Here is a 13,753-nt window from a genome sequence, read left to right as displayed (position 1 = left end):
GCTCTGATGCCTCGAACAGCATTGATGTCGCCATCGACATCACTGCGCCGACCGCGCCGGTCATCACTACCATCAGTGACAACGTTGGCGATCTGACCGCCGCCCTGGTCGATGGTGACAGCACCGATGACACTACGCCGACCGTCTCCGGTACCGCGGAAGCCGACAGCACGGTCACGCTCTACAACGGGGAAACCGTGCTGGGTACCGACACGGCAGATTCCGACGGCAACTGGAGCATCACGCCGATCACCGCATTGGACGAGGGCGATTACGCCTTCACCGCCATTGCCACCGATGCCGCCGGCAATGACAGCGTGCTGTCCAACGCCATCGCCATCACGGTCGATACCACCGCGCCGTCTGCCCCCACTCTGGCTATCACCGAAGCCCTCGATGGTGTGAATATCGATGAGCTGACAGATGGTCTGCAAGCTGAAGTCGCGCTCAGTGCGGATACCGTCGCAGGGGATACGGCCACTGTCACCTTGGTTGATGTAGATGATGCGGACAATGTGATTACTGCTGATGTGGAGCTGGATGAAACGGATATCGACGCAGGCACTGTGGCTGTGACCATCCCAGCTGACACGTTGACCGATGGCAGTAGCTACAACGCCTCAGCTGTCATTACTGACGCCGCAGGCAATGTCAGCAATGAAGTCAATCTGGGAACAGTGACCATAGATATCACTGCCCCTGCAACGACTGTCACCATCGACTCCATCAGCAATGACACTGGCCTCGAAGCTGATGATTTCATCACCAATGATGCCGATGGTCTCACCATTACGGCGACACTGAGTACTGCGCTCATCACTGGTGAGGCACTTCTCTACAGCAACGATGGTGGTAGTACCTGGACCGACGTTACCGATAGTGTCAGCGGTACAGCGGTGAGTTATACCGATGGAACTCTCACTGCATCTTCCACCGTGCAGTTCAAGGTTCAGGACACTGCAGGCAACGATGGCACCATCGAGAGTCAAGACATCGTCATCGATACGACTGCTCCGACAGGGAGTGTCATCAACTTCACGGATGTTGATGGGGGCATCAATGCTGCAGAAGCGACAGATGTGACATTCGAAGGCACTGTCGAAGCTGGCTTGACCAGCAGCAATCTCTCGATCGTGATCACCGATGCCGACAATGGCTCCGTCACCGTCCCTACCGAGAACATCACTGTCTCAGCAACAGGTGAAGTGACTGTGTCTGGTGTCGATCTCTCCGGACTTTCAGAGGGGCTGCTGACTGTCACGATGACCGTGACTGACGATGCAGGTAATGAAAACGAGACAGCCATCACGGATACGGCCACCAAGCTGAGCGATGACTTCCTCGTTCTGGGAAATACCAACCGTCTCACAATAGAGGAAGCGCTAGTCGTCTCAGCGACTGCCGTCGCCAGCACTCCGGCATTCGCTGATACCAGCGGTGAGGCAACACTCTCACTCAGCTCCACCGAGTCGCTTACCAGCAACGGCCAGGCACTTGAATGGGTCATTACTGATGAAGGGCGCACACTCACATTGGCAAGTGATGTCGATAACGCTGCAGCGACGGCCGTCATGGTCGTTTCCGTCACCGAGGATGGCTCGGAAGTTGTCTACAGCGCAGAACTGCTCGGCAACATTGATCAGGTGAATGCCGAGTCATCCACGGTGGATGTGCTTGTCACTCTGACCGACGGCGCGTCGAGCACCAGCAGTACCTTGAATATCGATATCGCTGATGATGTACCGACGATTGCGGCAAGTACCGTCGTGGAGACTCTGAGCTCGAATACGGATTACACCGGCTCCATCTTCGATGGTGAGGGTGACTTCGGGTTTGGAGCTGATGCGGCAAATGGGCAGGTGCAGTCCTTCACGTTCAAGGGCCTGACATTCACTGTCTCTGATGATGGCACCTACGCGGATGTGACCGGCACCTCAACCGAGATTGGTCTGGAGGCTGGCGATACTGTCAGCATCGTCGATGGTATTCTGGCGGCCGAAACGCTGTCCGGTGAATCCTTCAGCCTGAATATCGACTCAGGGGACTATAGCTACAGCCATCAGGGCCAGTTCAGCGCAACAGAGGAGGCCAATACGCGGCCTGTAGTATTAGCCAATGAGACCAGTGACGTATTAGGTATTGTCGGTCTCAATGCATTGGATGTTATCGATCTCAATAATGATCAATTATTCAATGCCTATGATGTTGATGAAAACCTGACTTCTGTAACCATCAGCACGAATGGCTTAGTTAGCCTTGTACAAAATGTCACTCTTTTAGGGGGCTTAGTATCAGCATTGGTTGGCGCTGTATCCTGGTCCTGGAGCGAACAATTAGCTACTGAACTAGGATTGAATGTTGAGCAGAACACAAACACTGCTGGTGAAGTCGTCTTAGATATATCAGTATCTGAAGGTTCTATATCAAACCTCAAAGTCAACGAAATATTGAGTACGGTTGAGTTAACACTTGAGTCACCTACAGGCCTGGGTACTGCACTCAATACTGCTTTAAACCTACTTGATCTTGATACTCTACTGCTCAATATAACAAGCAGCACAGTAATAACTGCCACTGATGCACTGAATGCGACATCTACTCCCGATGCAGATGCCACTCTAATCAATCTTAATGTGTTGAGCACAGATTATCAGCCAGCAGTAAAGGAAGGTGATGATACATCTAATTCACTAAATGCAAATTCCGATGGAGAAGGGCTATACGGTTACGCTGGAAATGATCTGCTAACTGGTGGTAATGGTAATGACATCTTGCGCGGCGGCAGCGGCAATGACGAACTGAACGGAGGTGGTGCGACTGACCTGCTGATCGGCGGCGCGGAAAACGACACCCTGAATGGTGGTGACGGAGTCGACGTCCTTCGTTGGGAGTCCGGTGATGAGGGTACTGTCGCTGCTGCGGCAACAGACACCGTGCTCAACTTCAATAATGGTGGCGTCGGATCAGGAGACATTCTTGATCTGCGCGACATGCTCAATGGAGCCTATTACGTCGATAGCACCACCAACAATCTTGCCAGCTATATCAGTGCCGAATATGTCTCGGCAACTGGTACGACCGTCCTCTATATCAACACAGAGGGTGGATTGACGGCTTCCCCTGCCACATCCGCCAACCAGGTCATCAATATCGATGGACTCGATCTGACCGACGGTGGCACCTTGACGAGCAGTGAGGTCATCGACTCCCTCATCAGCGGTGAACAGTTGTTGGTGGGCACGGAGGTCAATGAAACGGATGTCAGCGTCACGGTCGTGGATGGTGATGGTGATACGAAAACTGGAGATATCACCTTCATTGGCGAGGAGAGCCTGGACTCGGTAAGTAATGTCGCTCCTACCGTGACTGCAGATGATGATGAACTTCTCGGACTAGTGGGACTGGAAGCATTAGGCCTTATTGATCTTTACGATAGCAATGTCTTTGTTGCAGATTATGACAACAACCTGCGATCCGTGGTAATTGATTATAGTGCGCTAGTCACAATTGACGTGGACTCACTCATTACTGCTCCAGATTTCACCTGGAATGACGATTTGGCTATCGCTCTAGGGCTCAGTGTTCAAGACACAGGTGCCGAGTTTGAGGGTGTACTTGGCACCGTCGCTGCGAATGCTCAGGTCACTATCACTGCAGCTGATGGCGGTGATATTGACAACGAAGCGCTAAATCAACTTCTCGCGACGATCACACTGGATCAAGGAGGTATCAATCTCGTAGATGTGGAGCTCTTTGATGCTTTGAGCATTACTGCCACAGATGTTTATGACGCAGAAACGACGGGTACACTGTCGTCACTGGTTGACGTTGACCTTCTAGACAGCAGCTCGGTATTCAGCGGGCTTGATGCTTCCTCCATTCTTGTTGGAGGCGCAGAAGCCGATATTTTTGATGAAAGCGACAGCGCTACCAGTGTCTATCTCTACGGCTTTGCGGGAAATGATGTTTTGACCGGCGGTAGCGCAAGTGATGTTCTCCAGGGAGGTGATGGCGATGACACTCTGATCGGGAATCTAGGCGATGATTACCTCTTAGGCGGCGCTGGCAGCAATATCTTCGATGGCGGTGATGGCGATGACACCCTCGTGACATCCACCCTCACCTTCGAGGTCGACGGCGGCGCAGGCATTGATACCTTGAGCTTCGACAATACCGGGGAGAGCATTGATCTGACTGCGCTGCTGGATGCGGATGCTTCCGTGAACACTGCCGTCAATATCGAAGTGTTGGATATTTCCGCCAGCAGCGATTTGGCGACCACGCTGACGCTGGACGAAGTTACGGTATTGAACCTCACGGATGACGATAACGAGCTGTATATCGATGGCGATGAGGGCGACAGCGTGGAAGCTGATGGGGCGACCACAACAGGCGCCACTGCCGAGTTCAACGGCACCACCTATGATACTTATCAACTGGGTGACGCAACGCTCTATATCGACCAGGACGTTACCGTGAATACCAATAACGGCTAGTCCCGGGATGCGCCTCTCAGGGGGCGCCTTCCCGATGAACAAGTACGCACTGAACACGAATAAAGCGTCAGGATGACGCAACTTCAGGGATCACCCTGGGGCCAAGGAGTGACATGATGCCCACCCTATTTCGTTGTCCGTCCGCCATCGGACAGGCAACAACTCTGCGCATACGAATGAAGAAGCTTTCCATCGCCGTCTGTGTCGTCTCAGCCGGTCTGGCGAGTTCGCTACCGGCCAGTGCTCAGACGACACGTGATCTCGCCGAAGTTTTGAGCGATGTGCTCAGGCATGATCCTCGCATCGATGCCGCCCAGGCCAATGTCCGGGCCGCAGGGACGGATATCGAGATTGCCGAGGATGGCTACTGGCCACGTCTGGAAAGCAGCGTCGGCACCGAGGACAATTTCACGGAAGGCGGGTATCGCATCACGCTGAGCCAGATGCTCTATGACTGGGGTCAGGTGGAAGCCGAGATCGAACAACGCAAGGCCGAGCGGGATGTCGAGCGTGACACCCTGGATCAGACCCGCATGGAGATCGCCCAGGAGACGATCACCGCCTATATCGATCTCGGGGCCAACCGCGCCATGATGCGCCGCGTACGTGATTACATCGAGAAGCTCGAAAGCCTCGAGACGCTGGCCAATGATCGCACCTTCTCGGGCTATGGTGACCGGGTCGAGCTGGACCGAGCCGCCGTCGACCTTGCCAGTGCGCGTGAATGGCTGGCACGCCTTCAGGGCGATGCTGATACCGCCCGACAGGAACTCGAGATTCTCAGTGGACGCCCCTTCCAGGGCGTGACCTTGAGCGCCCCGAAGCCACTGCCGATCGTGGCGGACCTGGCCCGCGACCCTGCCACTACCGATGCCGCCATCACCAACGCGCCAGCCTATCGCAGTCATGTCAGCCAGCAGAATGCCGCGCGCCACGCCTTGAGCCTGAGCGAGGCCGAGCGCTGGCCGGAATTGCGACTGGAGGCGACAAGCTCACGTTATGAGTCGAACGACGACATGGTCAGCGACTCCAGTATCGGCCTGCGCATCGAGGCACCGGTCTTTCAGGGCCTGACACCCCTCCGTCAGCCCGAAGCGGATCGCGCACGCCTGACCGCCGCCCAGTTCGAGACCGCCTCCACGGCCCGTGAGCTGCGCCGCCAGATCCAGCGACTGTCTGCCAGTCAGCCAGCGGTCGAGGCACGCATCAAGGCACTGGATCAGCAGGCACGCAGCGGAGAGCGCCTGCGCAGCAGCTATCGGGACCAGTTCATCACCGGCTCACGCAATATCGAGGATCTGCTGACCATCGAAAGCGAGATCTTCGCGGCGCGTCGTCAGATGATCGAGCTCAACACCCAGCTGCTCACCGATCAATATGAACTCGCGACCCAACTGGGCGCCCTGCCACTGGTCACCTCACCCCTTCGCGCGCCATCCACCACTGCCGCGACAACCGAGATGACGAGTGCTCAGCTGTCCCATTCCCATCAGCCTGTCAGCCAGGGAGTCAGCCAATGAGCTCCGTACAGTCTGCTGCCGATACCCCGGTGGCCTCCCGACCCGACCCGCTGCTGGAGAGCGTTCGCCAGTTGCTGCGCCTGCAGGGCCACGGCATCGACCTCGAACGCCTGCGCCATGGCATGCCACTGACCAAGGGGCAGCTCGCGCCACAGGATCTGGAGCAGGCCCTGTCACGCCAGGGCATTGCCGCACGTCTGAGTCAGGCTCCCCTCGACGAGATTCCTGCCAGCCTGATGCCCTGCGTCGTGTTGCTGGAAGACGGCAGCAGCCGCGTACTGCTGGCCCATGAGTCGTCGCATCAGTGGCCTGAAACGTCGAGCATCGAATCGAGCGGCGAGTCGAGCACCGAGTCGAGTGCCGACACGAGCGACACCCCGACAGACGATGATACGGAAGCAGCCCCCAGCGGCCCCGCCTATCAGTTGCTCGACCCGCTGTCCGGGGGAGAGTACTGGCAGCCACAGGCCGAGCTGAACGCCGCATACGCCGGCATCGCGCTGTTCGCACATGGTGAGATCTCGCTGGATCGCGCAGAAGGTTACAGCCAGACCCGCCAGGGTCATTGGCTGACATCACGCCTCAAGTCCCATTGGCGAGTCTTCGCCGAAGTCGCACTGTCCTCGTCGCTTGCTGCACTGCTGGCCGTGGCCACGGCCCTGTTCGCGATGCAGGTCTATGACCGTGTGGTGCCGACCGGTGCCGTCGATACGCTGTGGGCGCTGGGTATCGGCGTGATTCTCGCCATCGCGCTGGAAGCGCTGTTGCGCGCACTGCGGGCACAATTGATCGAGAACTCAGGCAAGAAGATCGATCTCGAGCTCAACGATCACATCTTCCGCCACGCCGTGCAGATGCGCCTGGCCTCGAAGCCGCGCTCCACCGGCGCGATGACCAGCCAGATTCGAGACTTCGATGCCATCCGCGAGTTCTTCACCGCCTCGACCCTCGGGGCCTGTGGTGATCTGCCCTTCGCCCTGCTGTTCCTGGGCCTGATCGCCCTGCTGGGCGGCCCGGTGGTCTGGGTACCGGTGGCCGCCATCGTGTTGATGCTGATTCCCGTGCTGCTGGCGCAACCCTGGCTGTCACGCCTGTCCCGTGAGGGCATGCGCGAATCCGCGGTCAAGAATGGCGTATTGCTCGAGACCCTCGACAACCTCGAGAACCTCAAGGCCTGTCGCGCCGAAGGCCATGCCAGTCGCCAATGGCAGCGCCTGACCTCCGAGCAGACCCACCGTGGCGTCACCTTCCGCCATGCCGTCGCCTGGCTGACCAGCTGGGGCACCGGCATGCAGCAGCTGGCCTACGTCGGCGTCATCATTGCCGGTGTCTATCTGATCATGGCCGGCGAGTTGAGCGTCGGCGCCCTGATCGCCTGCTCGATCCTGTCGTCGCGCGCCATCGGCCCGACCCTGCAGATCAGCGCGCTGCTGAGTCGCTGGCAGCACGTCAAGGTGGCCAAGGAAGGCCTGGATGCGCTGATGGAGACCGATATCGAGCGACCCGGTGATCGCCGCTTCGCGCGGCTCGCCCAGGCCCACGGTCACTATCATGCCGAGAATCTGCATTGGCGCTATGACGAGGAAGCGCCGGAGGCTCTGGCACTGGATCGCCTGAGCATCGCGCCCGGTGAACACATCGCGCTGCTGGGGGGCAATGGCGCCGGCAAGAGCACCCTGCTGCGACTACTGGCCGGCTATTTCACGCCTACCAGCGGTGAACTGACCCTCGATCACCTCGCCCTGAGTCAGATCGACCCTGCCGACCGCCAGCGCGCCATCGGCTACCTGCCACAGGACATCAGTCTGTTCAGCGGCACCCTGCGCGACAATCTGTGCATCGACGGACGGGATGTCAGCGACATGCGTCTGCTGGAGGTCCTCGAGATGACCGGCCTGGGCGACTTCGTGCGTCGTCATCCGCTGGGGCTGGACATGATGCTGCATGATCGCCACAGCCTGTCCGGCGGCCAACGTCAGAGCCTCGGTCTTGCCCGCCTGATCCTGCAGGACCCGGTCGTGGTGCTGCTGGATGAACCCACGGCCTCGCTGGATCAGGCCACCGAGCAGCACGTCATCAAGACACTTGGCCCGTGGCTTGCCGGCCGCACCCTGGTGCTTGCCACTCACCGCAAGTCGCTGCTCAGCTGGGTCGAGCGCGCGCTGGTACTGCGCCATGGCAAGCGCGTCATGGACGGCCCGCTGGATCAGATCATGGCCAGACAATCCGCCGGCAAGACACCGGCCACCTCCTCATCTCGCCAGCGCCAGGAGGCCTCATGAGCCAGCGTTTTGACCCCGAACTCATCAAACGTGAGCTGGGCGCCCCGGACCAGAGACTGGAAAGCCACTGGTCACGTCCGCTGCTGTGGGCCAGCCTGCTGGTGGTAGCGCTCTTCGTGGCATGGTCCAGCTGGGCCGAAGTCAATGAAGTGGCCCGCGGTGAAGCCAAGGTAGTTCCCTCCTCACGCCAGCAGACCATCCAGAGCCTGGAGGGCGGCATTCTCGACGAGATCATGGTTCGGGAGGGGGAAATCGTCGAGGCCGGTCAGCTGCTGGCCGCCATCGATGAAACCCGCTTCCGCTCGGCCTACATGGAGTCGCTGAGCCAGGCCCAGGCGCTGAGGGCGACCATCGGACGTCTGGAAGCCGAGGTACTGGACAAGGCCAGCATCGAGTTTCCGGAGGAGGTGCGTGACAACGAGGCGCTGACGGCCACCGAGCGTGAGCTGTTCACGGCGCGGCGCAAGAAGCGTGACAGCGCCTTGAATGCGGTCAGCAAGGAGATCACTGCGGCCCAGCGTCAGCTCGCGGTGATCCGCCCGCTGGTCAAGCGACGTGCCGTGGGCGAGATGGAGATGCTCAAGCTGGATCGCGAGATCGCCGAACTCAAGGGCCGTCAGGCCGAGATCCGCAATACCTATCTGCAGGATGCCTACGCCGAGCTTGCCGACAAGAAGTCCGAACTGGCGACACTGGAAGAGACTACCGTGCAGCGGCGTGATCAGCTGGATCGTACCCGGCTGCTCTCGCCGGTGCGTGGCGTGGTCAACAACATCGCCATCACCACGCGTGGCGGCGTCATCCCGCCCGGCGAGGAGATCATGCAGATCACCCCGCTGGAGGACACCCTGGTGTTCGAGACGCGCATCCGCCCGCAGGATGTCGCCTTCATCGCCCCGGGCATGCCGGCCACGATTCGCATCAGCGCCTACGACTATGCGGTCTACGGCACGCTGGAGGGCAAGGTGGAGCGCATCAGCTCTGACACCCTGGAAGAGGAAACGCCGCGGGGTGAGGAAAGCTACTATCGCGTGCTGGTCAGCAGCGAGACCGCGGCGCTTGAGCACAATGGCGAGACGCTGCCGATCAAGCCGGGCATGGTCGCCACGGTGGATATCGAGACCGGCGAGCGCAGCGTGCTCTCGTATCTCCTGAGGCCCTTCACGCGTCTGGAGCTGCGATGAGCGCAAGCCTGATCATCAGATAACGGGCGTCTGGCGCAATGCCAGCATGTCCGGCCACAACCGCGCGAAGCTGTCCTCAAGCATCGCGCGGTTATCCGCCAGCCACGGCGTCATGTCCGCCAGCGGATTGGCGCCAGCTTCCAGATCCCCCATCTTGTGCGTACGCCTTCCGCTTCGCGTATCACTTTGCCTTCGTGAATCACTTTGCTGGCGAGGATCACTTGTCTGGCGTAACCGGCGTCTGGCCGTCATGCGCTCGCCGATGCTGGCAATGGTCGAGAGCGTGAACTCCAGCTCCTGATAGCGCCTGAGCGCATCGCGCACCTGAATCCACTCGATGAGGCTCGACAGGCGTGACGGCACCTCCTCACGCGCCAACAGGCGATAGAGGCGCTCGATATCGTCATCGTGCATCTCACCAGCCAGCAGGTGATCCCACATCATGTCGAAGGCGATGCCGGCCACACGACGTGACGCGGGCGGTACCTGAGTCAACAGCCAGCGAGTCTCGGGATGGGCATCGATCACCGCATCACAGCGGCGATGGAAACGGATGCCGGCTTCTATCTCAGGCGACCAGCCGCTCAGGTCACTGCCGCGCACGCCGTCGGCAATCAGGTTTCCAAACAGGAAGTTATCGCTGCCCGCCAGACTCAGGTGCGCATGACCGAGAAAGTTCAAGTTGCTAGACTCCTGATATCATTACCCATTATTCAATATCCCCGTCCTCTTCTGACTATCGAGACCTCTGATGCCATCTGCGTCCATGCCTGCCAAGGCGCCCATCGTGCGCGATATCGTCCTGATCGGCGGGGGACATAGCCATGTTGGCGTGTTGATGCGTTTCGCCATGCAGCCTGAGCCTGGCGTACGCCTCACCGTCATCTGTCGCGACACCGACACGCCCTACTCCGGCATGCTACCCGGTTACGTGGCGGGGCATTACACCTTTGATGATGTGCATATCGACCTGCGTCGGCTGTGTCAGTTCGCCGGCGCACGCTTCTATCGAGATCAGGTGATCGATATCGACCGCGGCCAGCGCCGCGTGATCTGCGCCGAGCGCCCGGCGGTGGACTATGACCTGCTGTCGATCAATATCGGCTCCACGCCTCGCCTGTCCCACATCGACGGTATCGGTGATCCCGAAGCGGCTGATGCCCCCGTGGTGGCGGTCAAACCGATCAGCACCTTCCAGCAGCGCTGGCTGAGACTGCTTGAGCGCGCCAGAAGCGCCGAGCGGCCTCTCGACATCGTGCTGGTCGGCGGCGGTGCCGGCGGGGTCGAGCTGCTGCTGGCCATCCAGCAGCGCCTCGCCGCCGAGTTGCCCGCTGCGCTCGCGCCGAACCTGACGCTGATCACCCGCGGACAGCGCCTGTTGCCGACGCATTCTCCTGAGGTCAGCGCTGCACTCGCCACCACCTTGCATGAACGCGGTATCCGGGTGCATTTCGGTGAGGAGATCACCGCTGTCGACGCTTCCAGGGCGTCGTCCCAGCGCCAGCTGATCAGTGCCAGCGGCAGTCGCCATCCGGCCGACGAGGCCATCTGGGTGACACGCGCCGGAGGGGCACGCTGGCTGGAGAAGACAGGACTGAGCCTGGATGAGGATGGCTTTCTCAAGGTGCGCGATACCCTGCAGACGCTCGAGGATGATGCCATCTTCGCCGCGGGCGATATCGCGCATCAGGTCAATCATCCGCGTGAAAAGGCCGGCGTCTTCGCCGTGCGCCAGTCACGGCCGCTGGCTGACAACCTGCGCCGCGCCGTGCGCGGAGAGTCACTACATCCCTATATTCCACAGTCCCGCTGGCTGGCCCTGATCAGCACCGGGGATCGTGATGCCATTGCCTCACGCGGCAATCTTGGGCTGGTGTCGCCGTGGCTGCGTCCGTGGCTGTGGCGCTGGAAGGATCATATCGACCGCCAGTTCATGGCACGCTTCACTGAACTGCCCAGCATGCAGGACGCTGCGGACACCGGCGGCCTGACAGGATTGCAACAGCGCATCAGCGCTGCCTGGCAGGCGCTCAAGGGCGGCGATGGCAGGCTCCACCCGCGCCTGACCGCCGAGCTGGATGAGCAGGAGGCGCATCAGGCCCTGTCCGCATTGGCGATGCGCTGCGGCGGCTGTGGCGCCAAGGTCGGTGCCAGCGTGCTCTCCCGAGCGCTGCAGAGCCTTGCCCCGCGCGAGAACGCGGACGTGCTGGTCGGGCTGCATGCCCCGGATGATGCCGCCATCGTGCGAGTGCCCGAGGGTCAGGCACTGGCACACAGCGTCGACTTCTTCCGCGCCTTCATCGATGACCCTTACCTGTTCGGGCGCATCGCCGCCAATCACGCCCTGGGCGACCTCTACGCCATGGGCGCGACGCCCCACACCGCCACCGCCGTCGCCACGGTGCCGCAGGGGATCGAGCGCAAGGTCGAACCGCTGGTGCGCGAGCTGATGCAAGGCGCCACCGAGGTGCTCAACGAGGCAGGCTGTACACTGGTCGGCGGACATACCGGCGAGGGGCAGGAACTGGCGCTGGGCTTCGCCCTCAATGGCCTGGTGGAGGAGAATCTGGCCGGGGTCACCTGCAAGGGCGGCATGCAGCCAGGCGAGGTGCTGATCCTCACCAAGGCCATCGGCACCGGCACGCTGCTGGCAGCCAATGCGCGCCTGGAAGCGCGCGGCCGCTGGATCGATGCCGCACTGGAGAGCATGCAGCAATCCAGTCAGCAGGCGGCAAATATCCTGCGCGCCCATCAGTCAAGCGCCTCCACCGATGTCACCGGCTTCGGCCTGCTCGGCCATCTGGTGGAGATGACCCGCGCCAGCGGCGTGGATGCCGAACTCGAGATCAACACCCTGCCGATACTGGACGGCGCCGAGGACTGCGTCGCCCGCGGGGTGGTCAGCTCACTGCAACCGGCCAACCTGCGTCTCAAGCGTGCCCTGAAGGATCAGGCCGGCGTCATCGATCATCCGCGCTATCCGCTGCTGTTCGATCCACAGACCGCCGGCGGCCTGCTGGCCAGTGTGCCGGCCGGTGAGGCCGAGTCCTGCCTGGCCGCGCTCAAGGCCGCCGGCTATCACGCCAGCGCCATCATCGGGCGCATCCTGTCACAGGGTGATGCGCTGGCGCCGATCAGCATCAAGCGCTGAACGCGGCGAGACAACTCACTGACGACGTCAGCCGCCCCCTTGCCGCCGGTCGTTTGCCCCCACGACAAGACGCCCGCCAGATCTCTCTGGCGGGCGTCTTGATCTCTGCAGCACGCAAGTCCGAGGGCTAGCTCACTTCGGCCATCTCACCTTCGACTGGCTCAGTTCGGCCATCTCGGTTCGGCCGGCTCAGGCTTCCGCTTCGCGCTTGAGCGCCTCGAAGGACTCAACGAAGGCATCCATCGTCTCGGCACAGTAATCCCGCAGCCCACTGACGACCAGCTTCTTGGAGCCACTGCCGATGCACTGCTCGCCATCATGGATGCCGAATTCGAGCAGGGTATCACCACGCTTGCCGTTGACCTCAAGCGAGGAGCGCACGAAGTCGAGATGCAGATCGGCGATATCGAGCCGTTCGAAACAGAAGCCCATGCTGTCATAGATCACCAGCGGGCGTGCCGGATTGAACATCACCCCCTTCTCCAGCATCAGCGGCTGCAGGAAGTGCGGGAAGTTGCGCCCGGAGAAGGCGATATACTGGCGAGTGAAATTGGCGACCACTTCCTCGTCATGCGTGGTATCACCGCTGCGCTCGACCGTCAGATAGACCTTGCCGGCTTCATCGCGCACCAGCAGGGACACGCCATTCTCGTCGGGTTCCTCCAGCGCTTCGAAGATCAAGGGCACATCATTGCCGACCATGCCGCAGAAACGGATGGTCATGCACTGTGAAAGGCCGAATTTCGCCAGCAACAGGGAGAACAGCAGGTCGCCGGGCACACAGAAGCGTCGCGCATCCGGGTCATGAATGGGGTTGTAATCCCCCGCCATCTGCTTGGCGAAGCGACTGGCCTGCTCGGCGGTGATCCGCACGCGGCCATCTTCGACCCGGTGAAACTGATCAAGAAACATGGACTGCCTTCCTGCCCTGCTTGAATGATGATCGATGGCCCGTCCTGAACCATCGCGGAAATACCTCCGAGGGGAGGAATCAAGGGTGACACGCTTTCACGCCTGTCCAGCAGACGTGCCATGAGGCTGCCATGACACGTCGATCACGGGATTTTACCACTTGCTGACAGGCAGATGGTGACTCGTGACAGGCTTTGCAAGAGTTTGC

General features: G+C 60.4%; 7 protein-coding genes. 5 read left to right on the top strand and 2 right to left on the bottom strand.

What is annotated here, in order from left to right:
- Window positions 1-20: 20 nt before the first annotated feature.
- The 4 genes from OW493_RS11745 (at window position 21) to OW493_RS11730 (ending at window position 9,482) form a co-directional block, all read left to right on the top strand.
- Window positions 21-4,496 carry an Ig-like domain-containing protein gene (locus OW493_RS11745; RefSeq protein ID WP_354670160.1) on the top strand — a complete coding sequence of 1,492 codons (4,476 nt, stop codon included), beginning with the start codon at window positions 21-23 and terminating at the stop codon, window positions 4,494-4,496.
- 116 nt (window positions 4,497-4,612) lie between these two features.
- Window positions 4,613-6,016 carry a TolC family protein gene (locus OW493_RS11740; RefSeq protein ID WP_289864275.1) on the top strand — a complete coding sequence of 468 codons (1,404 nt, stop codon included), beginning with the start codon at window positions 4,613-4,615 and terminating at the stop codon, window positions 6,014-6,016.
- Window positions 6,013-8,298: a type I secretion system permease/ATPase gene (locus OW493_RS11735; protein WP_289864274.1), complete on the top strand. Its 2,286-nt coding sequence runs from the start codon at window positions 6,013-6,015 to the stop codon at window positions 8,296-8,298. The genes OW493_RS11740 and OW493_RS11735 overlap by 4 nt, the downstream gene beginning before the upstream one ends.
- A complete protein-coding gene (locus OW493_RS11730) occupies window positions 8,295-9,482 on the top strand; it encodes an HlyD family efflux transporter periplasmic adaptor subunit (RefSeq protein WP_289864273.1) in 1,188 nt (395 codons plus the stop codon). The genes OW493_RS11735 and OW493_RS11730 overlap by 4 nt, the downstream gene beginning before the upstream one ends.
- Before the next feature lie 15 nt (window positions 9,483-9,497).
- Here the strand turns inward: OW493_RS11730 and OW493_RS11725 are convergent, their stop codons facing one another.
- Window positions 9,498-10,163 (bottom strand): ACP phosphodiesterase, encoded by a 666-nt coding sequence (locus tag OW493_RS11725; RefSeq protein ID WP_289864272.1) that lies wholly within the window; start codon window positions 10,161-10,163, stop codon window positions 9,498-9,500.
- A gap of 70 nt (window positions 10,164-10,233) precedes the next feature.
- Here OW493_RS11725 and selD point away from each other — a divergent pair, with 70 nt between their 5' ends.
- Complete coding sequence (selD, locus tag OW493_RS11720; RefSeq protein WP_289864271.1) at window positions 10,234-12,633, top strand: selenide, water dikinase SelD; 2,400 nt, start codon at window positions 10,234-10,236, stop codon at window positions 12,631-12,633.
- Window positions 12,634-12,822: 189 nt separating this feature from the next.
- Here the strand turns inward: selD and OW493_RS11715 are convergent, their stop codons facing one another.
- The gene (locus OW493_RS11715) at window positions 12,823-13,545 is read right to left on the bottom strand and encodes a DUF3581 family protein (RefSeq protein ID WP_077376644.1); all 723 of its coding nucleotides are present in this window, start codon (window positions 13,543-13,545) and stop codon (window positions 12,823-12,825) included.
- Window positions 13,546-13,753: the final 208 nt, after the last annotated feature.

Origin of the sequence: Cobetia sp. 14N.309.X.WAT.E.A4 (assembly GCF_030397495.1) — a bacterium.
In the GTDB taxonomy this organism is placed as follows: Bacteria; Pseudomonadota; Gammaproteobacteria; order Pseudomonadales; family Halomonadaceae; genus Cobetia; species Cobetia marina.
This window is presented reverse-complemented; position numbering and strand designations above follow the sequence as displayed.